At 43.3% G+C, this 25,962-nt stretch carries 22 protein-coding genes; 1 reads left to right on the top strand and 21 read right to left on the bottom strand.

Features of this window, described 5'->3' with window-relative positions:
• Positions 1–383 precede the first annotated feature (383 nt).
• The 8 genes from C0979_RS09465 to celB form a co-directional block, all read right to left on the bottom strand.
• A complete protein-coding gene (locus tag C0979_RS09465; RefSeq protein WP_101695750.1) occupies positions 384–992 on the bottom strand; it encodes a PD-(D/E)XK nuclease family transposase in 609 nt (202 codons plus the stop codon).
• A 161-nt stretch (positions 993–1,153) separates the two neighbouring features.
• Positions 1,154–2,008: a prolipoprotein diacylglyceryl transferase gene (gene lgt / locus C0979_RS09460; protein ID WP_101695749.1), complete on the bottom strand. Its 855-nt coding sequence runs from the start codon at positions 2,006–2,008 to the stop codon at positions 1,154–1,156.
• 15 nt (positions 2,009–2,023) lie between these two features.
• Complete coding sequence (gene ychF, locus C0979_RS09455; protein WP_101695748.1) at positions 2,024–3,124, bottom strand: redox-regulated ATPase YchF; 1,101 nt, start codon at positions 3,122–3,124, stop codon at positions 2,024–2,026.
• A gap of 492 nt (positions 3,125–3,616) precedes the next feature.
• On the bottom strand, positions 3,617–5,062 hold the full coding sequence (locus C0979_RS09450; RefSeq protein WP_101695747.1) for an ABC transporter substrate-binding protein: 1,446 nt from the start codon (positions 5,060–5,062) through the stop codon (positions 3,617–3,619).
• Between the two features lie 4 nt (positions 5,063–5,066).
• Positions 5,067–5,870, bottom strand: a complete 804-nt coding sequence (locus tag C0979_RS09445; protein ID WP_101695746.1) for a carbohydrate ABC transporter permease — start codon at positions 5,868–5,870, stop codon at positions 5,067–5,069.
• Positions 5,867–6,757 (bottom strand): carbohydrate ABC transporter permease, encoded by an 891-nt coding sequence (locus tag C0979_RS09440; RefSeq protein ID WP_101695745.1) that lies wholly within the window; start codon positions 6,755–6,757, stop codon positions 5,867–5,869. Before C0979_RS09440 ends, C0979_RS09445 begins: the two co-directional genes overlap by 4 nt.
• A 36-nt stretch (positions 6,758–6,793) precedes the next feature.
• Positions 6,794–8,671, bottom strand: coding sequence for a DUF4838 domain-containing protein (locus tag C0979_RS09435; protein ID WP_101695744.1), 1,878 nt, complete (start codon positions 8,669–8,671; stop codon positions 6,794–6,796).
• 1 nt (position 8,672) lies between these two features.
• The gene (gene celB, locus C0979_RS09430) at positions 8,673–9,965 is read right to left on the bottom strand and encodes a PTS cellobiose transporter subunit IIC (protein WP_101695743.1); all 1,293 of its coding nucleotides are present in this window, start codon (positions 9,963–9,965) and stop codon (positions 8,673–8,675) included.
• 237 nt (positions 9,966–10,202) lie between these two features.
• Here celB and C0979_RS09425 point away from each other — a divergent pair, with 237 nt between their 5' ends.
• The gene (locus tag C0979_RS09425; RefSeq protein WP_101695742.1) at positions 10,203–11,414 is read left to right on the top strand and encodes an ROK family protein; all 1,212 of its coding nucleotides are present in this window, start codon (positions 10,203–10,205) and stop codon (positions 11,412–11,414) included.
• 51 nt (positions 11,415–11,465) lie between these two features.
• Here C0979_RS09425 and C0979_RS09420 read toward each other — a convergent pair whose 3' ends face one another.
• The 13 genes from C0979_RS09420 to C0979_RS09360 form a co-directional block, all read right to left on the bottom strand.
• Entirely contained in the window at positions 11,466–12,125 is a 660-nt protein-coding gene (locus C0979_RS09420; protein ID WP_101695741.1) for a thiamine diphosphokinase, read from the bottom strand.
• The gene (rpe, locus tag C0979_RS09415; RefSeq protein WP_101695740.1) at positions 12,118–12,780 is read right to left on the bottom strand and encodes a ribulose-phosphate 3-epimerase; all 663 of its coding nucleotides are present in this window, start codon (positions 12,778–12,780) and stop codon (positions 12,118–12,120) included. The genes C0979_RS09420 and rpe overlap by 8 nt, the downstream gene beginning before the upstream one ends.
• Before the next feature lies 1 nt (position 12,781).
• Positions 12,782–13,660 carry a ribosome small subunit-dependent GTPase A gene (rsgA, locus tag C0979_RS09410; protein ID WP_101695739.1) on the bottom strand — a complete coding sequence of 293 codons (879 nt, stop codon included), beginning with the start codon at positions 13,658–13,660 and terminating at the stop codon, positions 12,782–12,784.
• A gap of 45 nt (positions 13,661–13,705) precedes the next feature.
• Complete coding sequence (gene pknB / locus C0979_RS09405) at positions 13,706–15,772, bottom strand: Stk1 family PASTA domain-containing Ser/Thr kinase (RefSeq protein ID WP_101695738.1); 2,067 nt, start codon at positions 15,770–15,772, stop codon at positions 13,706–13,708.
• Positions 15,766–16,509 (bottom strand): Stp1/IreP family PP2C-type Ser/Thr phosphatase, encoded by a 744-nt coding sequence (locus C0979_RS09400; RefSeq protein ID WP_101695737.1) that lies wholly within the window; start codon positions 16,507–16,509, stop codon positions 15,766–15,768. The genes pknB and C0979_RS09400 overlap by 7 nt, the downstream gene beginning before the upstream one ends.
• Positions 16,487–17,557, bottom strand: a complete 1,071-nt coding sequence (rlmN, locus tag C0979_RS09395; protein WP_101695736.1) for a dual-specificity RNA methyltransferase RlmN — start codon at positions 17,555–17,557, stop codon at positions 16,487–16,489. Before rlmN ends, C0979_RS09400 begins: the two co-directional genes overlap by 23 nt.
• Positions 17,550–18,860 carry a 16S rRNA (cytosine(967)-C(5))-methyltransferase RsmB gene (gene rsmB, locus C0979_RS09390; RefSeq protein WP_101695735.1) on the bottom strand — a complete coding sequence of 437 codons (1,311 nt, stop codon included), beginning with the start codon at positions 18,858–18,860 and terminating at the stop codon, positions 17,550–17,552. Before rsmB ends, rlmN begins: the two co-directional genes overlap by 8 nt.
• A gap of 65 nt (positions 18,861–18,925) precedes the next feature.
• The gene (locus C0979_RS09385) at positions 18,926–19,627 is read right to left on the bottom strand and encodes a zinc metallopeptidase (RefSeq protein ID WP_101695734.1); all 702 of its coding nucleotides are present in this window, start codon (positions 19,625–19,627) and stop codon (positions 18,926–18,928) included.
• Positions 19,628–19,735: 108 nt separating this feature from the next.
• On the bottom strand, positions 19,736–20,674 hold the full coding sequence (fmt, locus tag C0979_RS09380) for a methionyl-tRNA formyltransferase (protein ID WP_101695733.1): 939 nt from the start codon (positions 20,672–20,674) through the stop codon (positions 19,736–19,738).
• A complete protein-coding gene (def, locus tag C0979_RS09375; RefSeq protein ID WP_101695732.1) occupies positions 20,675–21,148 on the bottom strand; it encodes a peptide deformylase in 474 nt (157 codons plus the stop codon).
• 65 nt (positions 21,149–21,213) lie between these two features.
• Positions 21,214–23,442, bottom strand: a complete 2,229-nt coding sequence (gene priA, locus C0979_RS09370; RefSeq protein ID WP_101695731.1) for a replication restart helicase PriA — start codon at positions 23,440–23,442, stop codon at positions 21,214–21,216.
• The gene (locus C0979_RS09365; RefSeq protein ID WP_101695730.1) at positions 23,432–24,898 is read right to left on the bottom strand and encodes a UDP-N-acetylmuramoyl-L-alanyl-D-glutamate--2,6-diaminopimelate ligase; all 1,467 of its coding nucleotides are present in this window, start codon (positions 24,896–24,898) and stop codon (positions 23,432–23,434) included. The genes priA and C0979_RS09365 overlap by 11 nt, the downstream gene beginning before the upstream one ends.
• A gap of 185 nt (positions 24,899–25,083) precedes the next feature.
• Positions 25,084–25,947 (bottom strand): YitT family protein, encoded by an 864-nt coding sequence (locus C0979_RS09360; protein WP_101695729.1) that lies wholly within the window; start codon positions 25,945–25,947, stop codon positions 25,084–25,086.
• Positions 25,948–25,962: the final 15 nt, after the last annotated feature.

Below are 25,962 nucleotides of genomic sequence, written 5' to 3'. Positions count from 1 at the left end.
CAAACGCCTTGCCAAGACTAATTTTAAATACGCAATAGAATTCCTCTGTTAAATTACACCAATAAATAAAACTGGATAAATTACCGATATGGTCTGATATTAATAAAAAATATAATTACAGTCAGGCACTGTACCCTGCGCCTGACCTATGAATAAAATTGACACTTTTGAATATTGTCGAAATGATATAAATAATTTTAACTCTTTTTAATTCTCTTTACTTCTAAGCTTGTTCACTGTCTCTTCTACGATCTTTTGAAAAGCCTCTGTAGATTCCACCTTTATTGCCAATTTGAATAAACGCTTTAATTCTTCCTCACTGTTCACCTTACAAAGCGCTTCCTTTAATTCTCCGGATACGTCACCTTTATCTGCAAGAAATTCTAAGATGTACTCCCTTGCATTTTCTGACGTCCCTGCGCAAGTCCCTCCTGCCTTTCTTCTTTCAGCAATTCTTCAAACAACATATATCGTTCCCCCATTTCACGACTTACCTTAATCTCACGAATAGAATCCTGAAACCGCTTTACCAACTCATCTCCAAAATCCTGTTCACTTTCCGCAAGATCAGCCTCCACAAACTTCAAAAACTTAACTAGACTCCGTGTCATCTGTTCTTTATTCTTTCCTCTGGTACTTAGAAAAATTGTCTTATTTCCATCGCGAAGCTTTGCACATGTGTCCTCTTGACACTCCATGTCAATCTGACTGTGATAATATCTGCTTCTTTTTCCAAGATCTGCCTGACGTCTTGTCTGCATCTCCACATTATAACGTGTATGCTTTTCATCCTTGGCATAAATATCGAGGCGTACACCTTTATACTCCGGATGATAAATCATACTTCTCTCTTTACTAACCACAACCTTCTCAATCGGGAAGCCGAGAACCATCTCCAGAAAAGCAATACAGCTCTCCTCAATACTCATAACTGCGCCAAACATAAAATTATCTTTGATCGTTAAGTCCTGTAACCTCTTTTGCCTGCTCATTTTTCCTCCATTTCTACAGAGGAATTCTATAAGAAGATAGTATCATGAATTTTACCAAAAAAAACTATGAGCAGCTAGAAATTAAGTAATATTTAATAAATTTCATAAATTCAGAAAAACTTTTATATAAAAAGGATATGCCGAAACACATCCTTTTAAACCTAACTTTTCTTTTTTCTTCGATTATAAAATATCAATAACAAGGATCCGATAACCAGCACGCCAGCCAGCGCCTGAGACACCGGAAATCCCCATCCCGGAATCAAAAGCTGATCTGTGCGAAGCCCTTCAATCCAGAAACGTCCTGCCCCGTATCCAAACAAATACAACAGAAAAACTTCTCCATCAAATTTCTTGTATTTCCGATATACGAGCATCACAACCAATACCATCAGACACCACAAGGATTCGTATAGAAATGTCGGATGTACCTGAATATAAGATACTCCATCCACCGTCTCCATATGCTTGCGCATCAGTTCCGTCACATCTGATGAACGCACTGCATCTAAAGGAAGCCTCATTGCCAAAAGGCCATCTGTATATTCTCCAAATGCTTCTCTGTTAAAGAAATTTCCCCACCTTCCGATCATCTGCCCGGCAACCAGTCCAAGTCCGGCAGTATCCATAATAAGAGGCGCCGACATCTTTCGTTTTTTTGCAAAAATACATACTGTAATAATCGCTGCAATTACGCCACCGTAAATTGCAAGTCCTCCCTGTCGGATATTAAAAATACTAAGAAGGTCATCTTTATACATATCCCAGGAAAAGATCACATAATATAGCCTCGCTCCAATAATCGAAAAGATAACCGCATAAATGGTTAAATCATAATAATCTTCCGCCTTCTGCTTTGTCCGCTTCGCTTCTGCTGCCGCAATAAAAATTCCTACCAGAATTCCTAATCCGATCAACATTCCATAATACGCGATATCAAATCCAAATACTGTAATATGATCTCCTACTGATTCTAAGTGTATTCCAATATTGGGAAAATCAATTGTTCTGTGCATACTCAAGTCTCCATTCTATACATTAAATCGGAACAACATAATATCCCCGTCTTTTACTACATACTCTTTTCCTTCCAGGCGAATCAGCCCCCTCTCTTTCGCTGCATTATGGCTTCCGCACGCAATCAAATCATCGTAGGATACCACTTCTGCACGGATAAATCCACGTTCAAAATCAGAATGGATCTTTCCTGCCGCCTGTGGAGCCTTCGTACCTTCCGTAATCGTCCATGCACGTACCTCCGGCTCACCTGCCGTCAAGTAACTGATCAATCCCAGCAGACGATAGCTTGCTCTGATCAGTTTTTCCAGGCCGGATTCCTGAAGCCCTAGATCCTCCAGGAACATTTTTTTCTCATCATCATCAAGCTCTGCAATCTCCTGCTCAATCTGCGCGCATACGACGAATACTTCACTTTCTTCCTTGGCCGCATACTCACGAACTGCCTGCACTCCTTCATTTTCCGCACCGTCGTCTGCCAGATCATCTTCCGCTACATTTGCCGCATAGATCACCGGCTTATAAGTAAGAAGATTATAACCTGCCAGCCACTCTTCCTCTTCCTCATCTTCGGCACCGTCAAAGGTCTTTGCCAAACGGTTGTCTTCCAGATGAGCTTTGATCTTTTCTAAAAGCTTTAACTCCTTCGCCGCCGTCTTATCGTTTCTTGCCACTTTGGTCGTTTTTGCAATTCTTCTCTCCAGAATCTCCAGATCAGAGAAGATCAACTCCAAATTGATCGTCTCAATATCACGCAGAGGATTGATGTTTCCATCTACATGAACAATATTGCTGTCCTCAAAGCATCTTACTACATGGACAATGGCATCCACTTCTCTGATATTGGCAAGGAACTGGTTTCCAAGTCCCTCTCCCTTAGAAGCTCCTTTTACCAATCCTGCAATATCAACAAATTCAATAGCTGCCGGAATAATTTTCTTAGTATGATACATCTCTCCAAGTACGTTTAATCTCTCATCCGGTACTGTTACCACACCCACATTCGGGTCGATGGTACAAAATGGGTAGTTTGCAGATTCTGCACCTGCCTTTGTCAGAGAATTAAACAATGTACTTTTTCCAACATTGGGAAGTCCAACGATACCTAATTTCATTTTTATCTTTACCTGTCTGAAAACCCTTTATTTATGCGGGTTTTTGCCTTTCTTTATAGTTCTCCTACGTCGTTTTTTATATACTTACTACGTAGACATTTCAAAGTTTAATGCAAATATAAAGTATAGCACATGGACTATGCTTTTTCAATCTTATCAAGCAAATATTTAGGCTCGCTTTTGTTGACTCCCTTACCTGGGTGACAACTGAATAATGAAATTTTGGAATGATTCCCCCCAATCAAAAATGTCAATTTGACAGTTACAATTCATTGATAGTAAAAGACCTCTTCACTTTTCTAAGAGGTCTTTTTACGCATATATCTTCTTTTCATTAAGTGTCCATGCATAATATATTAAATGCGAGTAAATTTCTTCTTACACATTTATAATTTTTAGTATGCAACAAAGTTTTCTTCCTAAACAAAAAGAGAAACATACAGAAATACGTTTCTCTTTCTACTCTACCATTATTATCTTTTATATGTTATTCTAATTTCCCACATACTCAAATTCACGCAAGCTGATATTAGCCTTTTTCTGAACCGTTTCAACTGAACGCTCTAAATTTTTCTGGGTCTGTTCTGAGTATGTTTTCAACTGTTCCTTATAAATGTCTTTTCCAAGAAAAATAGAAGATGCAATATCGCCAAAATCAGGCTGAACCGGTTGAATGATACTATAAACCAATTCAATATTTCCATTTTTTTCTATTGGATTTTCAATCAAAATGCTCTGTTCATTGACATAACGATAATAATCTTTCATAGTATCATTTAAAATATCATTCTCTCCTAGATCCTTTCGAATTGAAATAAACCCACCTCTCGCCATTAACTCATGCTGGTATTCATAGGAGTAAAGATATCTCAAATATTCCGCAGCCACATCCGGGTGCTTACTACTTGAAGAAATCCCCATCCATCCTCTGGTAAACGGACGAACCACTTGCCCTTTCTCCTCCCCTGCGGGAACCGGGACCTTCATCACTCCAAATTCCAAATCCGGATTTTCTTTTTCCCAAATTGGAATACACCAGGAACCCTGAACAATAAATGCAGCTTTCTCTTCTCCGAATAATTTTCTTGCCTCCGGCGCCGTTAAAGATGCCGTATCCGGATGGAAACACCCTTCCTTATAAAGTGAAGAATATAGATTGAACGCTTCTAGCACCGGCTGGCTTGCAAATGGCACTTCTTCATTTTCCAGGAACAATTGTCCCGCTGGTCCAAGTCTGGCTCCCGCTGTTTCAGCAAACGCCCGAAGTTCAATATCCATTCTGTTCTTCTGCGCTCCACTGGCAACCATTCCGTAATACTTACCAGCGCCGCTTTTGGTTACCTTCCTGCAGATATCCTGGAACTCATCCCACTCCATCTGCTCTGGTATCTCTGATACGCCAACTCCCCTCAAAAGCTTTTTATTATAGAACACAAGACAGCTGGATATCTCAACTGCTTCCGGAAGCAGATACACATGACCATCTTTTACCGTCACATTTTCTCCCAACATTTCCGGCTGAAACTGATCAAAAAAATCCTGTTCTAAATATAGATCCATTGGGAGAAACCACCCTTCATTTACAGCAGTCGAAAAGGTTGTCGTTGATGGAAGCGGAAATAAATCCGGCGCCTCTCCCGATCGAATTCCCGACAACATCGTCTCATTAAACTGCGCCTGCGTAAGCGTCGTGTAATTCACCGTTACGTTTGGATGATCCTCCATAAATTTTTCATTCAACTTCTCTCTTTGTTTTTTGGTACTGTCACTCCAGTCCACAATATTAAGTACAACCTTTTCTGTATCCGGAGTCTGTATTTTTTCCAGATTTTTGCCTGAAGATGCCCCTTCCGTCCCCGATGGTACTACTTTGACTCCAACACACCCGGTAAGAGCAAATGATCCGGCCAAAACCAATGCCAATAATCTTTTTTTCATCATTCTACTCCTTTACAGCTCCTGAGATGCCCTGGATAAAAGATCTCTGGAACATCACAAACAACACAAGCATCGGAAGAATCGTAATGCATGCTCCCGCCGCAATATTTCCCCATTCTACTACATTTTCTCCCTGAAAAGAATAAAGACCTACCGACAACGTTCGAATCTCCGGCTTATTCACAGATAGAATCAACGGATACAAAAAGGAGTTCCATGTCCAAATTGACTGCGTAATAACCACCGTTCCAATCATCGGGGTAGCTAATGGAAACATAATTTTAAAGAACACCTCAAACTCATTTGCCCCATCCAAGAGCGCCGACTCCCTAAGAGCTCCCGGAATCGAGAAGAAGAAACGGGAAAACAGTAAAATAAAGATCACATGCCCTCCTCCTACTTCCGCCAATATCATTCCAATCAAAGAAGTGTCACAGTTTAACATTCTCAAAATCTGATAGACAGGAATGGTAAAGAAAATAGTTGGAATCCCCATGGAAATCATCATAACCGCTGATATTAACTTCTTTCCCTTAAAATCAAAATATCCCATGATATAACCGGACAGCGCTGTTACCATCAATACAATAAGTACAGACACTACCGTTATTATTACTGTATTTATAAAGTATCTGGAAAACTCAGCCTCCTGCCATGCAGTTATAAAATTGTGAAAGGTCAAAGGATTATCCGACAACAACTCCACAAATGAATTGGTATTCTTACTGCTAAACGCAATCAAAAGCATGATCAGAAATGGCGCTGTCCATATCATAACACCCAAAAATAATACAATCTTTTTTATCATCTCATTCTGCCCGCTTTCCGCTTCATCAAAAGCTTCATCAACAAACTGCCCGCAATCAGGAACACCAGACACATCACAGCAGCCGCACTCGCATAGCTTAATCTCGGTGCTCCAAAGGAACTAGAAAAGGCCGTTCGATAAATATATGTTGAAATCATATCCGTCGAAAAATATGGCCCTCCTGCAGTCAAAGTCTGTATAATATCAAACACTTTCATTGCATTCAAAAACGCAATAGACCCGACAGTAAAAATCATCGGCTTCATTGCCGGAATTAATACATAACGCACAAAAGCACCTTCCGATGCTCCATCCACCTTTGATGCCTCAATTACTGTCTGCGGTATCATCTGAAACCCAGCCATCCAATATATAAATAAAGTTCCCGTTTCTTTCCATACAGACACTAATAGAATCATAAGGAATGCCCATTTAGGTTCTGTAAGCCACTCTATTTTTGTCCCTGCCAAGCTGCTAAATATGGTATTTACAAATCCGTCATAGCTAAAAATGCTCTTCATAATTATGCCAATCGTAGCAGAAGTAGCTACAATTGGCATAATGAATATCAAACGCATTATTTTGCGATGTTTAAAGGTATTATATTCTACCAGATATGCAAGGAAAAACGAGATTGCCACCTGCAAAACAGTTCCTATCACTGCAAACAACAGACTGTTTCGGACTGCATTCCAGAACAATCCATCCGTCAAAACCTCTCTGTAATTTGAAAAGCCTATAAAATTTGCAGTTTTCGTAATCCCATTCCAATTCAAAAGAGAATAGAAAATATTCAAAATGATTGGATACAACTGGAACACCACATACAGGAGCAGCATCGGCAGCATAAATGTCACAATGATCTTTTTACGGCCTTTATCGTTCATTTTTCCATGTCTCCCCGTTTCAAATTACATTTACTGTTACAATTTAAATCCTGCGTAATTTTTGGCAACCTCAATCACACGATACACATCGAGATTTGGCTGAAATGCCATTTCATTTCTGCGGATAAAGTCAAGAACCACTCTCCAAGCACGCTGTGCCTCTACATTCTTTCCTTCGCTGATCAGCCGCAATGCTGTTGCCATTTTTTCCACATACTCTCTATGATATCCAAGGTTCTTCCACTCCGACTTCTGGTTTCCACTTGTCTTCACAGTATTTTCCTCTATCAAAGAAAGCTTTTCGCGGCTTAAATTCACGCACACGCCATATCGATCAGACAGCACCGGATTCAATCTTTCTCCAATTGCATTGAAGTAATCACAAGATGAATACTGAGATAACGCCTCCAGATATTCAACAACTTCTTTCCATGCTTCACCGTACATAGCGCTGAAGTACTCTTCCTTCAAATCTTCATAGCTTAAAGTATTGTTCCATAACATATGTCCCATGACATAGTTCGGCAGATTATGAGGGAATCCTGCGCGAAGCTCCTGACAGCTGATATATCCATTTAAGCCAAGATTTTTCAGGAACTTTACATCTCGATAGATTACATGACTGATCTTCATATATCCAAGGTCCCCATAATGAGCACGTCCCAATGGATAATCATATACAAAGCTGTCTCCCTGGAATCTTTCTTTCCACTGGAACAAGTAAGAAAGATTTTCTTCTAATGAGTTCGGCAATACGATTTTATTTCTTACATATGGTTTTGCTTCCGGAATTGCATCGTAATCCACGTCTGCATAACTCATTTCAAACGTTCTCGTGATTGGTGCGAACATCATGGTGAATCGTTCTGGATTTTTCAGTGTTTCTTTCTTTGGAGCAAATAACAGCTCATGGTAAAGAAGGAAACAGATCTTGGTATTCAGCCCTTCTTTTGTCAAGGCTTCATCCAACTGATTTAAAATTCCGATATACTGATCAGACGGAAGATCCTTCTGACATTCTTCACATTCACAGATATTGTTTCTCGCATCAGAAAGCCATACATGAAGATAATCCACATCACGTCTTGCCTTTGCATAATCAACAATCAATTCTACCATTCTGTTCCCAACCTCTGGGTTTGCAAAATCCAGACTGGTCAGAATCGGTGCAGTGTCAAAAAGCTCACGCTTTCCATTCAGCTCTGCTACCAATGGCTTTTTCTCTTCCGGAAGTGTCAGTCCCGACTCCCATCCATATTTAGAGGAGTATCCCAGAACTTCTCCTGTCCATCCATGACCAACTCTGTGATGAACGATTCCTCTAAGCTTCATCTCCTCATCAATGCGGTCGCTCATCTCCTGTGCAATCTCTGCGTTGAATGGTTCTTTCTCTGCATATGGGTTAAATTCATGCTCATACCATCTCTTAAAGAAAGAGTATGGATTTTCAAACTGAATAAAGAAGCTGTTCATTCCAATCTTCGGAAGCCAGTCAATAAAGTTTTTCAAATTATCATAAGAGTCTGCACCCTCGATACATACGCCTCTGTGTTTGAAACTTGCAGTCTCTTCGATATGGATTTCTTTCTCAAAGAAATCCACTTCCGTAAGAGACGGGCAAACCTCATGCTCTTTTCCAGGTCTTACATATCTTACTCCAAATTCATAGAAAAATCTATACAATGCAATCAAAATTCCAACTTTGCTGTTTGAGGTAATGATACCTTTTCCCTGTTTCAGTTCAATGTGAATCTGATCTAAATCAGCGTCATTTTTCTCAATGGCAAGCTTAAGATCTGCCGCTTCCCATTCACATTCTTCTACTTGAACATCAAATACTTTTTCAAAATAGTATTTTGCTTCTTCTTTTATAAAATCTATATCTTCTAACTTATATCCAATTCTCAGAATCATTTTACTTATCTGCTCCTTCTTTTTTCACAGACTCTTTTTCCAAGTTTCTCTTATCTGCCGCCTTGAAGAACGGGAAGTAGATCATAAAGGACACAGCTACCAGAACAATCTGAAGAACCGCTCCTCTCCAGCTTCCTGTTGCAAGGAATCCACCAATGATCGGCGGTGTCGTCCAAGGAAGTGTTACTCCTGTTGTATAAGGAACCAGATTTGTCATCATTGCTAAATAAGTAATAACTGCATTTACAACCGGTGTCAGTACAAATGGGATCAGCATAATTGGGTTCAATACCGTCGGGAACGTAAAGAGGATTGCTGTATTGATATTGAACAACGCCGGAATTCCAGATACTTTTCCAAGTGTTTTGTAAGCCTTACTCTTACTGAAGAACATCAAGCATAATGCCAATCCGATTGTGGCTCCGCCTCCACCGATATATACGAAAAGATCCATAAATGGAGCAGTTACGATATTCGGAAGTGCTTCTCCCGCCATCTGTGCAATACGGTTTGCATCTGCATACTGAATCCAAAGTGGGTTCATAACGGCTCCTACTACCTGCCCACCATTTACACCACAGAACCACAGCAGTGAGTTCAAGAATACAGCCACAAAAGTTCCAGGCAATGTACCTGCGATCAATCCCAAAGGTTTTCCAATTACAACTGCAAGAATCGCATTCAAGCTTCCAAGACCTGTAATTTCAATTACTTTGAGTACCATTCCGAAAAATGCAAGAATGGTAATACCAGGAATCAATGCTGAGAAAGATTTACTTACCACCTCCGGTACTCCTGCCGGCATTTTAATCGTAATATTTTTCTGGATAAACCAACGGTAAATCTCTGCTGAAATCATAGCTACAACAATTGCAGCAAAGATACCTTTTCCACCTAACATTCCATATGGAATGCCTGCCGCACCATCTTCTGCTACAATAGATGGAGTTGTGAGCAGAAATGCTCCAAGTGAAAGTACACCTGCTGACGGTCCATCTGTATCATAAGACTCTGCCAGACGATAGGCAATACCGAAAGCTGTAATCAGCGCCATCAATCCGAAAGAGTTGTTTGCCATTGTATTCAAAAGAACATCTAATCCCCAATGTGATTTTAACCACTCTGTCCATGCAGCGATCGGGAAGTCCTTAATCAGAACGAAGAACGATCCTAAAAGTACTAACGGCATTGCCATCATAATACCTTCTCTTAACGCTTTTAAATGTCTTTGTTTACCAATCTTTTCCCCCATGGGAGCCAATTTCTGCTCCAAAAAACCAAAGATCTTTTTCATGTTGTCCTCCTGTTTTCATTCGTTTGTTTTTTATTTATTTTTTATAAATATATAATACCTTTTAACCACTGTTTTGTAAAGATTTAATTTATTTTTTGTAAATAATCAACATTTTCATAATTTCGTTTTCGTACATTATGACGAAATAAAAAATCGCATGGAAAAATATGTCTTTCCATGCTACACTAATAGTATACTCACGGTTTTTTCTGAAAACCCGAAAGGACTTATTTATTTATGTATAAAAAACAATCAGATATTTATAAAAATCACGTTGCTTCTGTACTTGAGTTTATCTACCGAGCAGGACAGACCTCAAGAATCGAAATCGCCAATAACACAGGTCTTACACCGGCTCTCATAACTTCTATCACTGCAGATTTAATGAAAAAGGAGGAAATCATGGAAACCGGAGACGAAATCAGCGGCAATTCCGGTTCTGGACGCAAACGCAAGCTTCTCACTTTGAATGCCTCTTCCGGATATCTCCTTGGAATTGAAATCAATATGAGAGGAATCTTTATCGCTCTGACGGATTTGGTTGGAACCGTAATTCAATGTGCCTCCAAACCGCTTTCTTCCTATAATGTAGACAATATCAACGAAGAGCTGGTATCTCAGATTAATATTTGTATAAAAAAAATAAAAGTCGAAAAAATATATGGCGCCGGAATTGCCATCCCTGGACACTTTGATTATTTTAAAAAAACAATTATATCAAACAATCCACTGTGGAACTCCTTTAATCTAGAAGAGATATCCAGCCACTTTCCATTTGCATTTACCGTAAATAACAATGTAGAATGTATGTCGCTTGGCGAGTATCTATTTAACGCCTCCAATTCACCCGATAAATTCTTGTTCTATCACATCGGACACGGATTATTCTGTTCCTTTTTTAATTCTTCACAATTGGGAATTAAGGAAAATTCTTATATCGGAGAAATCGGCCATACCGTTGTTGATATTAATGGCCCTGTCTGCGAATGCGGAAAGAAAGGCTGCCTTCAAACCTATATTTCAGAATCTTGGTTGATTAAAACCGGGCAGCTTTTGTTTAACAGCTCTCCCAATAATATTTTAAGAAGTCTTGTTGCTTCTGAGAATGACATAACCATTGAAACTATCATCAAGGCATATGAATTAGGTGATTCTTATTTCACCACTAAGATTGATCAGGGCCTAAAGCTTTTGAGCACTTCAATTGCCAACACTCTTATCCTTCAGGACAGTGATAAAATCTATCTAAACAGTAAGCTCTTTTGCTATCTGTCATTTAAAAACCAGATTATTTCACAAATACAAGAGCAGCTTAATTTCATTCCAACGAAAAGAAATATCGATATCGAGATTACAGAATTTGATAATTTCAGAGGTGCAAAGGGCGCTGCTGCCTTGGCTGCATTTACATTTTTTATTAATAATCCTAATTTTGAATATCACACATAAAAGATACGGCAGGAATCATCCTGCCGTATCTTTTATCAGTCCTAATCTCATCTATTTATCACGAGTCTCCATCAGAATTACCACACCATCCAGAAATCGAATCACCGCTTCCTCTCCTTCGATCTGGTTGCTGACACACAAACTGTCATAAGGTGTCAACGTGTGCTCGCGAAGCGGATACTTCGCCCCTTCAATGTTAAAGCCGAACACTTCTTGCCCCAGCGGAAATACCGAAAAGTAAGGGCCATAGGCTTCTGTCTTCAAAAGTCTGGTCTCTCCGCCTCCAATTAAGCGGATTCGATTCTGACAATCCAGAATCTGCGCGTCAATCCCGGCCTTAAACGGAATATACAGCGACTGAATATTCGCCCACAAATGATCCACCCGTCCGCCGGTAGCGCCTAGAATCAGAATGCTTTCACAGCCAAGAGTCATGGCAAGCCGAATCGCAATCTCTGTATCAGAAGCATCCTTCACCGGGTTATATTCCCGAATCGGTACATCCGTCTCTTCCCGATAATAGTCCCGGATCTCGCTGCTTGCACTGTCAAAATCTCCGACAATGTAGCTTGGCATGATCTGATGATGATACAGAAATTCCACACCTTTATCCACTCCGATGATAAAGCTGTTTTCATCCTCACCAAGAATTTCACAGGTTAATGCTTCGTCTAACTCTCCTCCGCTTACAATTACAATCCTCTTACTCATAGCTTTTTAATATCTCCATAAACCTTCTGGTATTGTCTCCCGGATCCCCCTTAAATACAGCCGATCCGGCTACAATTACATTCGCACCCGCTTCCAGCACTTCACGCACGTTCGTCTGATAGATTCCTCCATCAACCTGAATATCCACATCCAACTCTCGTTTTGTAATCATCTGTCGGATTTGACGAATCTTCTCCAAGCTTTCCGGAATAAATTTCTGACCGCCAAATCCCGGATGAACACTCATCACCAATACCATATCCAACTCGCCAAGGTAAGGCTCCACTGCTTCTGCCGGTGTATCCGGACAGATCGAAAGTCCCACTTTCATGTTACATTCTTTGATCTTCTCAATCGTTGCTGAAACATCCTCACATGCTTCCAGGTGAACCGTCACCAAATCCGCGCCCGCTTCTTTAAATGCTTCGATATACCGAATCGGCTCCTGAACCATCAGATGCACATCCATCACTTGTTGCGTCGCACCATGAATGGATGCCAACACCGGCATTCCAAAAGAAATACTTGGTACGAACATCCCGTCCATCACATCAAAATGGAGGTACTCTGCTCCATTTTCCGCAGTCTGACACATCTCTTCTCCCAGTTTTTTAAAATCCGCCGCCAGAATTGACGGAGACAGTATATACTTCATATCAGTACCTCCTCTTATTTTTCAGTTCTTCATACATTTCTATATAATTTTCATACCGAATCCTGTGAATTTCTCCGGTCTCCACCGCCTCTTTTACCGTGCAGCCCGGTTCATGCACATGATCGCAGCCATGAAACTTACAAGTGCCTTCATACTTTGCAAATTCCGGAAAATAGTATTTCAGTTCCTCTTTTTCAAACTCATTCACATATAAGGAACTAAATCCAGGCGTATCCATAATATAAGCATCTGATCCCACCGGAAATAATTCCGAATGGCGAGTCGTATGTTTCCCTCGTTCAATCTTACGGCTGATGCTTCCGGTCTCCATGTTGGCTTCCGGTTGAATCAAATTGATAATCGATGATTTACCCACACCGGAAGGTCCTGCAATAGCCGTCGTCTTTCCCTTTAATAATTCCTTGATCTGTTCAATATTCTTCTCTTCTCTTGCGCTGGAAAAAATCAGCGGATATCCGGTTCCCGCATAAATTTCACGAAGCGCCTTGATTTTTTCCTCATCTGCCGCATCCTCTTTGTTAAAGCAAAGAACTACCGGAATCTCTTTACATTCCATCATCACCAGAAATCTGTCTAACAGATTAAAATGAGGATCTGGTTTTGCAGCCGCAAATACCACCAGCGCCTGATCAATATTCGCCACAGCCGGACGAATCAGTTCATTCTTACGTGTCAGAATCTCTGTGATATTTCCCTTCTTCTGATCCTCGTCCAACACCTCCAGCTCTACGTTATCACCCACTAGAGGTTTCATTTTTTCCTTGCGGAATACCCCTTTTGCCTTACATTCATAAACACCGGATTCTACTACGTGAACGTAGTAGAATCCGGCAATTCCTTTTACTATCTTTCCCTGCATACCCTTTTCTTTCATTTCTTTGCGTGATCTGATTATCCCTAAGGCCTAATCGCTTTCTCCGGTTTCTCCGTCACCGCCCGGTCCCTGTGGTTTCGATCCAAGACTGACTACATAACTAACCGTACTTCCCTTATCCAGCTTTCCAGATGCCGGACTCTGAGAAATAATGACTCCCTTTGCGTAGCTATCGCTATACTCGGATCCAGAACGATTCACATACATTCCATTTGCAGAAGCCCAGCTTGTCAATTCACTTTCGTAATGACCTACAAAACTTACTACCTCCACGCGTTCATCCGGCTTTGGACCGTTGCTGACAACAATACTTACGCTGGTACCGGAAGCCACTTTTTCCCCTCCGGCGATAGTCTGAGAAATCACTTGTCCCTTCGGAACGCTCTCATCAAACTCATACGTCACCGTACCCACTGTAAGGCCGGCTGCCTTGATCGCATTCTGCGCATCCGCATCTGCCTGCCCTACGACATTCGGAACTGTCTTCTTCTGAGCGCCCTTGCTGACTTTCATCACAATCTCGGTTTCTTCTGTTGCTTTTGAGTTTGCCGCCGGTGTCGTTCCGATTACGTCTCCTTCCGCAACAGAATCACTGTATTCAAATGTAGATGAAATCTTTTTAAATCCGGCTTCCTCTAATTTACTCTGCGCCTCGTCCTCACTCATATTGCTGACATCTGGAACGACAATCTCATTTCCTACCAGCCCTGAGCTTACCACAACCAAAATCGTCGTATTCTTTGCTACTTTCTTGCCGGCTTTGGTCTTCTGCTCAGATACGGTTCCCTCTTCGTACTTCTTAGAGTCTTTGCGCTCTGCCACCTTGAATCCAAGTCCCTTTTTATTTAACGCCTTCTTCGCCTGTTCTTCCGTCATACCGACGACGTTCGGGACCTTGACTTTACCTTCTGTTTCCTCTTCTTTGGTAATTCCGCCAAATCCCTTGAACACACCGGCAGCTTTTCCGACAGCGAAAACCAGGATAAACACAATGATTACTGCAACCACGATCTTCATAATCTTCATGATTTTCTGCATCTTCGGATTGACGTCATCTGCGCCCTTTTTCTTCTTCCGGCCTTCGTCGTACTCATCATACTCGTCGTAATCTTCCTCCGAGTCATATTCGTCGTAATCATCCTCGTCGTAGTCGGCATCTCCATATTCATCATACTCGTCTTCCTCACCGTAGGAACCACGAATATCATCCAGCTCTTCGTCTGTGATAATGACAGTATCTGCATTTCCAAGAGGAGGAATCACGACAAAGTCGCCCTCCGGATCCACCAGGGAACGCTTCAGATCCTGAATCAGTTCTGTTGTGCTCTTATAACGCCGCTCTGCATTCTTCTGGGTACACTTTAAGATAATCTGTTCCAGACTATATGGAATATCCGGCACAATCTCGGACGGCGGAGTAATCTCTTCCTGCAAATGCTTCATTGCTACCGACACTGTAGAATCTCCATCAAACGGAACTTGCCCTGTAACCATCTCGAACAACGTAATACCAATGGAATAGATATCACTCTTCTGATCACTGAATCCGCCTCTTGCCTGCTCCGGTGACGTATAATGAACGGATCCCATCGCATTGGAGCTGATCGTATTGGATGTCACTGCTTTTGCAATTCCAAAATCCGTCACTTTTACTTTCCCGTCTCGGGAAATAATAATGTTCTGCGGTTTAATATCCCTATGGATAATTTCTGCCGCATGGGCTGCCCCGATTCCAGAGCACACCTGAATCGCAATACTGATCACTTCTCGATGGGAAAGCCTTCCCTTCTTATCAATATATTCTTTTAACGTAATCCCCTCTACCAACTCCATAACCATATAGTAGAGGCCCCGATCCTCACCAACATCGTAGACATTTACAATATTAGGATGCAGAAGCCCGGCCGCAGCCTGTGCCTCTGATCGGAATTTTCTTACAAAATTTTCATCCTCGCGATACTCTTTCTTTAAAACTTTGATTGCCACGTAACGATTGAGCATATGGTCTTTGCCTTTATAGACATCCGCCATTCCTCCCGCGCCAATCTTGCTGAGCACTTCATATCGTTTCCCAAGAAATATTCCATCTTTTACCATACACTCACCTCATCCGCAAGTGGCTCTGCCATAACAACCCCTATGTTATCTCTCCCGCCATTGCTGTTTGCTTTTTCTATCAACATCTGCACTGCCTCAACAATATCTCGTGCTCCCTTAACAATGTCAAACATATCTTCATCTTCCACCATATTGCTGAGTCCGTCTGTACACATCAAAATGATATCTCCCTTTTTCAGACGGTATTCGTAAATATCTGCCTCCACATCCTCTTTCACACCGATTGCTCGGGTGATGATGTTCTTATCCGGATGATTTTTAGCTTCCTCGGCTTTAATACCGCCAAGGCGCACCATCTCCTCTACCAAAGAGTGATCTTTGGAAAGCTGACGGATCTTATCATTAATAAGGTAGAGTCTGCTGTCTCCCACATTGGCAAAATACAGCGTATTGCCAACAACAGTTGCTGCTACCAGCGTCGTTCCCATTCCTTCTAGCTTCACATCGGTAGATGCAGCTTCGATTAATTTATGGTTCGCAATGCCGACTACGGTGCGAAGAATCTCTTCCGGCTTATCAAGCGGCGTCTGCGCAAGTTCATCCCGCAGCACACCCACTGTATATTTAGACGCAAAATCCCCCGCCTTGTGTCCACCCATTCCATCGGCAACCACAAGCAGGTTCGGAAATGGTCCCACCGGCTTATCTGTCACGTATACATAGTCCTGATTGACTTCACGTTTTCTTCCCACATCAGTCATTGCATATATTTTCATCTGGCTCTCCTTCATTTGCGGCAGCATGGCGTCTGCGCAACTGACCGCAGGCTCCGTCAATATCAGAGCCTCTTTCCCTTCTTATAGTAACATTAATTCCGTTTTTTTCAAGTTTATTTTTGAATTCCACCGCATTTTTGCGGTTCGGTCTGCGGTAATCCCGTTCTTTGATCGGATTAACCGGGATCAGATTCAAATGACAGTTCCGATGTTTTAAAATTTCCGTCAGCCCTTTCACATCATCCGGCTGATCGTTCACCCCTTCCACCAGACTGTATTCAAAAGTGATTCGCCTTCCCGTCTTTTCAAAATACAGATCACAGGCATCCAGTACTTCTCCAAGATCGTACTTATTTGCCACCGGCATCAGTGCTTTTCGCTTTTCCTGACTGGATCCGTGCAGGGAAAGCGCCAGCGTAATCTGCAGTCCCTCTTCTGCCAGCCTCTTCATATTCGGCACAATGCCACAGGTAGAGGCCGTAATATTGCGCTGGCTGATATGAAGCCCGTGTTCATCACTCAACATATGTATGAACTTCACAAAATTATCATAATTATCAAGAGGTTCTCCCGTCCCCATAATCACTACATTGGATACCCGTTCTCCGGTCATTTTCTGAATATGATAAATCTGACGCAGCATCTCGGAAGGCTTTAAATTCCTCTCCAATCCACCGATCGTCGAAGCACAAAATCTACACCCCATCCGACAGCCGACTTGTGAAGAAATGCACACCGAATTCCCATACTCATACTTCATCAGTACACTTTCAATCATATTGCCATCTGCCAGTTCAAACAAGAACTTCTCCGTCGGATCCACCTTAGAGATCTGATGATCCACCATCCTAACTCGGGCGATCTCATACTCTGCATCCAGCTTCTCCCGCAGTCCTTTGGACAGGTTTGTCATGTCTTCAAACCGGTCTGCCAGCTTCACATGCAGCCATTCATAAATCTGCTTTGCCCGAAACGCCTTCTCGCCGGCCAATTTCATCTCCATCTGTAATTCTTCATAACTATAGGAACATATATCTTTTTTACTCATGATTCTCCTTCTGAAATACGGCGATGTAGAAGCCATCCCCGCCGTCACGCCCCGGCATCATCTGCCGCTGGGATACCAGATGGTACTCTTTAAAGTTTTCTGCAAACCATCCGGCGTTCTCTTCGTTTTCTCCACGGTTTATGGTACAAGTGCTGTACAGCAGCCTTCCCCCTGGCTTCACATAGTCTTTTACCACCTGCAGAATGCTACGCTGCAGGTTCTGTAACTCCGTCAAATCTTCCTTGGTAACCCGATATTTTAAATCCGGCTTTCTGCCCAGTACGCCAAGACCGGAACAAGGAAGATCCGCAATCAAAATATCCGCTTTCTCTATCGATGCTTCCGTCTTCAAAAGCGCATCTTGACAGACTACGCTGATATTGGAAAGCCCACTTCGCTCTACATTTTCCCATATTTTCTGCGTTTTATATTCCGTCAAATCTCTCGCTTCTACGTGTCCGCTCCCTTTTAGCAATTCGGCCATATGAATTGCCTTCCCTCCGGGCGCCGCACACACGTCAATCACATAATCTCCCGGCTGTGGATCTGCAAGCTTTGCTACCTGCATGGAACTTTGATCCTGCACCTGATAAAATCCCTCTCTAAAACTCGGAAGCCCTGCCAGATAATCATACCCCGACAGATATAATGCCTCTGGCATCCCCGGAACCTCTGAAACCGTCACCTCTTCTTCTTTCAACAGCTTCAGAATGTCTTCCTTCTCCATCCGGTTTAGATTCAACCGCACCGTTGTCGGCGCCGCCTGAAGAAATGCAGTTCCCATCTGCTCCACAGCTTCTTCTCCATATTCCTTCAGCCAGTGACCCACCAGCCACTTCGGAAGCGAATAGATTACCGACAGGTAACTCTCCTTATCCTCTCTATCCGGCATAACAATCTCCTGCTTCTTCCGGCTGATTGTCCGAAGCACCCCGTTCACAAATCCTTTCAATCCGGAAAATCCCCGCTTCACCGCCAGCTTTACCGCTTCATTGCAGATAGCGGAATCCGGCACACTGTCCATATATCGCATCTGATACACGGCGCTTCTTAAAATACAGCGGATCACCGGCTTCATCTTCTGCACTTTTACCTTGGAAAACTGATTGATAATATAGTCAAGCTCTATCATGCGTTCAAGCGTGCCATTTACCACTCTCGTGATAAACGCACGCTCTTTTTTATCTAGATATTGATGTGTATCAAGAATATTTTTCAGAACAATATGGCTGTATTCGCCATCTCTTGTAATCATGAGCAGCGCCTCCAGCACAAGGTCACGCCCGCTTACCGATGCTGCCATCTTCTCTCCTCCATGTGTATCCTTTTCTCTCTTCCCTTATCTTTTCTTATCTTCTGACACTCTTTTTAATCTCTTCTATCGCTGGTCAAAAGAAGAATTCTAAGCAGCTGCAAAATTGCAGAAGCTGCTCCTGCGACATACGTCAAAGCCGCTGCCGTCAGAACCTTCCGTGTATCCTGAAGTTCTTCCGGATAAAGAAGTCCGCTGCTTCCCAGTACTCTCACTGCACGGTTGGATGCATTAAACTCAACCGGAAGCGTTACAAGCTGGAATAATACTGCCAGGGAAAATGCTAAAATCCCAAGATTCAAAATCAAACTGGACGTGTTGCCTGTCAGAAACAGTCCTACCAGAATCAAAGGCCATGCAATGGCGCTTCCGAAGTTGGCAACCGGAACCAGCGCTCCCCGAAACCGAAGCGGCGCATAAGCTGTTGCATGCTGCATAGCGTGTCCGCATTCATGGGCTGCAACTCCAAGCGCTGCCACAGAAGTCGAATTATAAGTTGCATCCGACAGACGCAGCACCTTTGATGTTGGATCATAGTGATCCGTCAGTCTTCCCGATACATGTTCGATCCGCACATCGTAGATTCCTACCCGGTGCAGAATAACCTCCGCCGCCTCCCGGCCTGTCATTCCGGAATGATTACGAATTCTGGAATACTTGCTGAAAGTCGCATTCATTTTGGCGGATGCCACCAGACAGATGATCACACCGATCAAAACCAGTATATATGTGGGATCAAAGTACATTGGATAATACATAATGATTTACACCTCCTGCGTATATAATAAGCATTATATATGAAAATCATCGGAAATAACTGCTTTTCATACAAATTTAACAATTATTCATAATTTACTCAGATATGCCTACTTCTTCTGTGTCAACACGGTTCCCTCTTTGATCTCATACCCTCTTAAAAAGGCTCCTGCATCCATCCGTTTTTTTCCTGGAATCTGCAGAGAAAGCACCTTTAAAAATCCTTTTCCGGTCTGTACATAGAATCCGCCTTTCTCCACCTTAACGATCGTTCCCGGCGCTTCGTTCGAATCTTCTTCCACCACATCTGCGTCCCAAATCTTCATCACCTTACCATCCCAATCGGTGTAAGCGCTTGGCCATGGATTCAAGCCTCGAATCAAGCGTTCAATTGCTTTCGCCTCCTGATTCCAGTCAATGTCTCCTAGCTTTTTATCAAGCATAGAAGCGTACGGTGTCGGGCTCTCCCCTTGCTTTTCCCACACAGCCGTTTGATTTTCCAGCGCCCGTAAGGTCTCCACACACAGGTCTGCGCCAGCTTTTGCCAGCTTGTCATGGAGACTTCCGCCAGTCTCTTTTTTATCCAGCGTAAATTCCGTCTTCAAAAGCATATCACCGGTGTCCAGCCCTTCATCCATCTGCATCGTAGTAACGCCAGACACTTCTTCTCCATTGATCACCGCCCACTGAATCGGCGCAGCTCCCCGATACTTCGGAAGCAAAGATGCATGAACATTGATACAGCCATAAGGTGTCATTTCCAGAATTTGCTTTGGCAAAATCTGACCAAAAGCAATCACCACCATCACATCTGCCGAATACTTCTCAAGCTCCGCAATCGCCTGCGGATCTCTGATCTTCTTTGGCTGGAATACCGGAATCCCATGTTCCAGCGCCGTTTCTTTCACTGGCGGATACTGCATCTTGCCGCCTCTTCCCTTGGGTTTATCCGGCTGCGTTACAGCCAGGACCACCTCATGCCCAGCCTCAATTAACGCCTCCAAAGTGCCCACTGAGAAGTCTGGTGTTCCCATGAATATGACTTTCATCTAATCTTCCTCCCCGTAATTTACTTCGTGAAGCTCTCCTTCTACCAGATCTACATACAGCTTTCCAGACAAATGGTCGATCTCATGGCAAAATGCTCTGGCTAAGAGTCCTTCCCCTTCGTATTCAACCTCTTCCATATCTTCATCGTATGCTCTGACCTTTACATAGTTCGGTCTTGTCACCAAGCCGGATTTCCCCGGTACGCTTAAGCAGCCTTCCTCTCCGGTCTGCTCCCCCGCCGTCTCAATAATCTCTGGATTGATCAGCACAATCGGGCCTTCCCCTATATCGATCACCACAATTCGTTTCAGGATTCCTACCTGTGGCGCCGCCAGTCCGACTCCCATTGCCTCGTACATGGTGTCCAGCATATCGTTAATCAAAATCTTCGTACGAAGACTCACCTTCGTTACTTCCTTACACTCTTTTTCCAACACTTCATCGCCGTATTCTCTAATTGTTCTTATTGCCATTTTCTTCTCCTTCTCTTCTTACATTTGATCCATCACGCTTCAAAATATTTGCTGTTACTTTATCTTTAAAAAATATTCATCGGATCCAAATCAAATTGGATTCGAATGGACTGAAACCCCCGGTTGATCTCAATATATTTTTCCATCTTATTTTTGGCGTCAATCAGTGGATCTATCGTCTCGCATTTCAGATACAACACCTTCCGATATACATCGTTTACCTTTCCTACATACGGACTTGCCGGTCCAATCACCTGCAGCTTCTGTTCCCGGTCAATCCGAAGCGTATACTCCTTCAGATATTTTGCAGCAAGCGCAAGGTGCTCTTCTTCCGCTCCCATCATCAGCACCGCCATAAGATGCTCCGCCGGAGGATATCCCATCAGTTCCCGGTAATTCATTTCTTCTTGATAGAACCCTTCATAATCCTGTGCCGCCGCTTTTTCAATACTATAATGTTCCGGGCTGTAGGTCTGAATCACAACCTCGCCTTCCCGTTTGCCTCTTCCTGCCCGTCCTGCTGCCTGAGTCAAAAGCTGAAAAGTACGTTCCGCCGAGCGATAATCATCCGAATACAAAGATAGATCTGCCGCCAAAATCCCCACCAGTGTTACATTCGGGAAATCATGTCCTTTCACGATCATCTGGGTTCCAATCAAAATATCTGCTCCGCCATTTTCAAAGGTTTCCAGAATCTTCTCGTGCCCGTCCTTATTTTTGGTCGTATCCATATCCATACGAAGCACCCTGGCTTGTGGAAACTGTCGCTTTACTAGTTCCTCGATCTGCTGCGTTCCCGCCCGAAATCCCCCGATAAAATGGGATCCGCAGGAAGGACAGTTCTGTATCATAGGCTCCTCATATCCGCAGTAATGGCAGACCAGTCTGCCTCCCCGGTGGGAAGATAAGGACACGTCACAATGCGGACACTTCACGACGTACCCGCAGGAGCGGCAGGAAATGAACCCCGCATACCCTCTCCGGTTCAAAAACAGAATCACCTGCTCTTTCCTATTAAGCCTATCTTCCATCAATTCCCGAAGATGATCACTTAAAATTGAGCGGTTTCCTCTTTTTAATTCCTCTCGCATATCTGCTACATAAACAGAAGGAAGTTTTGCCGTCCCGGTGCGCTGCGTCAGCTTCAAAAGCTGGCATTCTCCCCGCTCACACGCCGAAAACGCTTCCAATGACGGGGTGGCCGAGCCCAGCACCAGGCTTGCCCCCTCATTTCGCGCCCTTTCCCAGGCGGTCTCTCTAGCGTGAAATCTCGGTACCTGCTCGCTTTTATAGGTCGTCTCATGCTCTTCATCAATCACAATCAGTCCCAAATTAGAAAACGGTGTAAACAAGGCTGACCTTGGTCCAATCATCACATCCACTTCCCCTGCTTTCACTCGCTCCATCTGGTCATACCGCTCACCCTGAGACATCCTGGAATTCAAAATGGATACCCGGTCTCCAAATCGGCTGTAGAAGCGCATCACCGTCTGATAGGTCAGTGCAATCTCCGGGATCAGCACAATCGCCTGCTTTCCCTGCGCAAGCACTCTTGCAATCATCTCCATATATACTTCCGTCTTTCCACTTCCTGTCACGCCATAGAGCAAATAAGTAGTCTGAATTCCCTGCCGATACTCCTGCCAGAACCGCTCCACCGCATCCGTCTGCTCCTTCGTAAATACCACCGGAACTACCTGCTTTTTTTCCTGTCGGATCGGATTCCGGAAAATCTGTTCCGACACCATCGCTACCACATTCTGCTCTTCCAGCGCCCGAACCACCGACCGACTGATATTCAGATTTTTGATCAAAGTCTCATAGTCCTGTTCATGCTGATCCAAAAGAGCAGCCAGAAGCCTTGCTCTCGCCTTTTGATTCTTATGCAGATAGACCTCAAGAAGCGCTTTGCCCTCTTCTTCTTTTAACAGCAGACGTACGCGCCGCTTCTTTAGCTTGCGTTCTTCTCTCTTAATGGGAAGCACTGTCTTTAACGCCTGAATCATGGTTCCGCCGTAACGCTCCTTCATCCACGCCGCCAACGCCACAAGCTTTGCTTCAATCTGCATGCTTCCTTCCGCCACTCTAAGTACCGGTTTAATCTTCGCTTCATCGTAATCCGTCTGATCCGAAAACGCCGTTACATACCCTTTGGTCTCCTTATTTCCTCTTCCAAAGGGCACCACGACTTCCGTTCCAACCTTAAGCATCCCCTCTAAATGAGAGGGGATGCGGTATTGAAATACTTTATCCAATTTTTCATGTGTAATATCGATGATAATATCAGCGTACATGTAACTCCTCTAATACTTCTTTGATCAGAACGCGGTCGTCCATATCGTACTTCACGCCACGGATCTCCTGATAAGTCTCATGTCCCTTGCCTGCCAGTACGATAATATCTCCTTCTTTTCCGTGCTCAATAGCATAGCGAATTGCTTCCTTACGGTCGCAGATATCCACATATTTTCCATCTGTCTTTTTGATTCCCGTAATAATATCATTGATAATATCCTGAGGCTCTTCAAACCTTGGATTATCAGACGTAATGATGGTAAAATCAGACAGATTTCCAGCCACCTCTCCCATCTCAAATCGTCTTGTTCTGGAGCGGTTTCCTCCACATCCAAAAATGGTTACAATCCGCTTTGGATGATAATCTCTCAGTGTGCACAGAAGACTTTCCAAACTCATGGCATTGTGTGCATAATCAATCATAAATGCAAAATCATCGGACACCTTCACCATCTCGATTCTGCCCTTTACCTTCGCCACCTTTAACGCCTTCTTGATATTTTCTTCCGGGACGTCAAAATGCCGGCACACGGCAATTGCCGTCAGCGAATTATAAACGCTGAATTCTCCTGGAATGTCAATCTCCACATCAAAGTCCATCAGGCCGCTGACATGGTAGTTCACACCAAGGTAGCCCGGCCTGGACACATGCTGTACATTCGTTGCCCGAAGATCCGCTTTTTCAGAGAACCCAAAGGTCTCCACCTTACAGGTCGCATTCTGGAATACATCTTCATACCACTGATCATCTACGTTTGCGATGCCAAGACGGCACTGGGTAAACAGAATCCCTTTACATCTTTTGTAGTCCTCGAAATCCTTGTGCTCATTCGGACCAATGTGGTCTTCTCCAAGATTCGTAAAAATACCAATCTCAAATTCAATTCCTGCCGTACGGTGCAGCATCAGTCCCTGAGAAGACACTTCCATCACAACGCTGTCGCAGCCTTCTTTCACCATCTCTGCAAAATACTGATGGATGGTAAAGGATTCCGGTGTCGTATTATTTGCCGGAATAGATTTATCACCAATCAATGCCTCAATGGTACCAATCAGTCCCACCTTATGGCCGACTCCTTCCAAAATAGATTTCACCATATAGGTTGTGGTTGTCTTTCCCTTGGTTCCTGTAATTCCAATCACTTTCAGTTTCTCTGCCGGATATCCAAAATAAGCGGCTGACATCAGAGCCAGCGCATATCTGGTATCATCTACATGGATGACCGTCACTCCTTCCGGCGCCTCTACCGGGCGTTCCACGATCACGGCTGCCGCTCCTTTTGCCGTCACATCTTCCACATAGGAATGTCCATCTGAAACTGCTCCGCTGATACAGACAAAGACGCATCCCGGGCCCGCTTTTCTGGAATCGTTCACCAACTCCGTCACTTCTATATCCGCGCTCCCCTGCGCCACTTCATATTCCAAACGCTCCAGCATTTGTGTCAATTTCATATTGATTGCCTCCTGCTTCTATTTCTTGCTTCTTCTGTTTTCTCAAATCATATGCAACAATCTGTCACGGATGTGACAGCAAGCCGTTTATCGGCTTGGATTGCATGTAATGCAATCATTATACCACATGCGCAGAATCACGAAAAGGGGGAAATCCCCCCTCTTCTCTTGCCCACTTTTTTCTATTACTCTACCTTTTCCTTAAATCCTTCGCCTACTACTTCATTCGATTCCATAATAATCGTAAACGCCTGCGGATCAATCTGATGTGCAAGCTTCTTAATCATATACATCTGCTTATTATTGCAGGCACACATCACCACGTCTTTACGCTTCTTGGAATAACTGCCTGTTCCGTGAAGAATCGTAGATCCCCGCCCAGAATACTCGTCGATCCGTTCTGCCATCTCATCACCATGCTCCGTCACGATAAGTGTCATTTTTCCCTCATCAATTCCGTACATAATCCGGTCCATCACATAAGTCATCAGATAGGTCACAATAATTCCGTAAATCAGTCCGTCTACATCCTTGAACACCAGCGCGCTTCCCAAAATAATGGTTACCACATCCAGCACAAAGGTAATAAGCCCCAGTGTAATATGAGGCTTTACTTTCTTGATCGCAACACTGATAAAATCCTGGCCTCCAGTAGACGAGCCTCGCATAAAGATCATGGCATATCCCACACCGCACAGTACGCTCATACAGATTGCCGCCAACAGCCTGCTACCGTTATACACAGGGAGAAGCGGTACTACATAATCCATCAGAACCGAAGAAATCACCATACTTTTCACTGACTTCAAAAAGAATTCTTTTCCTAAAAATTTGTAACAGAAAATCGCCACCGGTACATTGAGAAGGATCGTCCCTGCACCTACAGGAAGTCCCATTAAGTGATACATAATAATAGCAATTCCCGAAAATCCAGCCACCGGGAAATTTGCATTCAATGCAAAATTATAAACTCCAATCGCAATCAGAAATCCTGCCACAATATCAACCAGCACGTCCACCCAAAATTCTTTCCAGTTCCTTTGTCTCATATGCGTTCTTCCCCT

This window comes from Dorea phocaeensis (genome assembly GCF_900240315.1).
GTDB lineage: Bacteria > Bacillota > Clostridia > Lachnospirales > Lachnospiraceae > Dorea_B > Dorea_B phocaeensis.
The sequence above is the reverse complement of the archived record's forward strand: the minus strand, read 5'-3'. Positions and strand labels throughout refer to the sequence as shown.

Bases quoted from the DNA above. Each gene is read 5' to 3' on its own strand.
- pknB (WP_101695738.1), bottom strand. From the start codon at position 15,772: ATGGTAAAAGATGGAATATTTCTTGGGAAACGATATGAAGTGCTCAGC.
- C0979_RS09400 (WP_101695737.1), bottom strand. From the start codon at position 16,509: ATGAAAATATATGCAATGACTGATGTGGGAAGAAAACGTGAAGTCAAT.
- ychF (WP_101695748.1), bottom strand. From the start codon at position 3,124: ATGAAATTAGGTATCGTTGGACTTCCCAATGTTGGAAAAAGTACATTG.
- C0979_RS09425 (WP_101695742.1), top strand. From the start codon at position 10,203: ATGTATAAAAAACAATCAGATATTTATAAAAATCACGTTGCTTCTGTA.
- priA (WP_101695731.1), bottom strand. From the start codon at position 23,442: ATGTACGCTGATATTATCATCGATATTACACATGAAAAATTGGATAAA.
- C0979_RS09385 (WP_101695734.1), bottom strand. From the start codon at position 19,627: ATGTATTATCCAATGTACTTTGATCCCACATATATACTGGTTTTGATC.
- rsmB (WP_101695735.1), bottom strand. From the start codon at position 18,860: ATGGCAGCATCGGTAAGCGGGCGTGACCTTGTGCTGGAGGCGCTGCTC.
- C0979_RS09450 (WP_101695747.1), bottom strand. From the start codon at position 5,062: ATGAAAAAAAGATTATTGGCATTGGTTTTGGCCGGATCATTTGCTCTT.
- rsgA (WP_101695739.1), bottom strand. From the start codon at position 13,660: ATGCAGGGAAAGATAGTAAAAGGAATTGCCGGATTCTACTACGTTCAC.
- def (WP_101695732.1), bottom strand. From the start codon at position 21,148: ATGGCAATAAGAACAATTAGAGAATACGGCGATGAAGTGTTGGAAAAA.
- C0979_RS09360 (WP_101695729.1), bottom strand. From the start codon at position 25,947: ATGAGACAAAGGAACTGGAAAGAATTTTGGGTGGACGTGCTGGTTGAT.
- rpe (WP_101695740.1), bottom strand. From the start codon at position 12,780: ATGAAGTATATACTGTCTCCGTCAATTCTGGCGGCGGATTTTAAAAAA.
- rlmN (WP_101695736.1), bottom strand. From the start codon at position 17,557: ATGAGTAAAAAAGATATATGTTCCTATAGTTATGAAGAATTACAGATG.
- C0979_RS09435 (WP_101695744.1), bottom strand. From the start codon at position 8,671: ATGATTCTGAGAATTGGATATAAGTTAGAAGATATAGATTTTATAAAA.
- lgt (WP_101695749.1), bottom strand. From the start codon at position 2,008: ATGCACAGAACAATTGATTTTCCCAATATTGGAATACACTTAGAATCA.
- C0979_RS09440 (WP_101695745.1), bottom strand. From the start codon at position 6,757: ATGAACGATAAAGGCCGTAAAAAGATCATTGTGACATTTATGCTGCCG.
- C0979_RS09365 (WP_101695730.1), bottom strand. From the start codon at position 24,898: ATGAAATTGACACAAATGCTGGAGCGTTTGGAATATGAAGTGGCGCAG.
- C0979_RS09445 (WP_101695746.1), bottom strand. From the start codon at position 5,870: ATGATAAAAAAGATTGTATTATTTTTGGGTGTTATGATATGGACAGCG.
- fmt (WP_101695733.1), bottom strand. From the start codon at position 20,674: ATGAAAGTCATATTCATGGGAACACCAGACTTCTCAGTGGGCACTTTG.
- celB (WP_101695743.1), bottom strand. From the start codon at position 9,965: ATGAAAAAGATCTTTGGTTTTTTGGAGCAGAAATTGGCTCCCATGGGG.
- C0979_RS09465 (WP_101695750.1), bottom strand. From the start codon at position 992: ATGAGCAGGCAAAAGAGGTTACAGGACTTAACGATCAAAGATAATTTT.
- C0979_RS09420 (WP_101695741.1), bottom strand. From the start codon at position 12,125: ATGAGTAAGAGGATTGTAATTGTAAGCGGAGGAGAGTTAGACGAAGCA.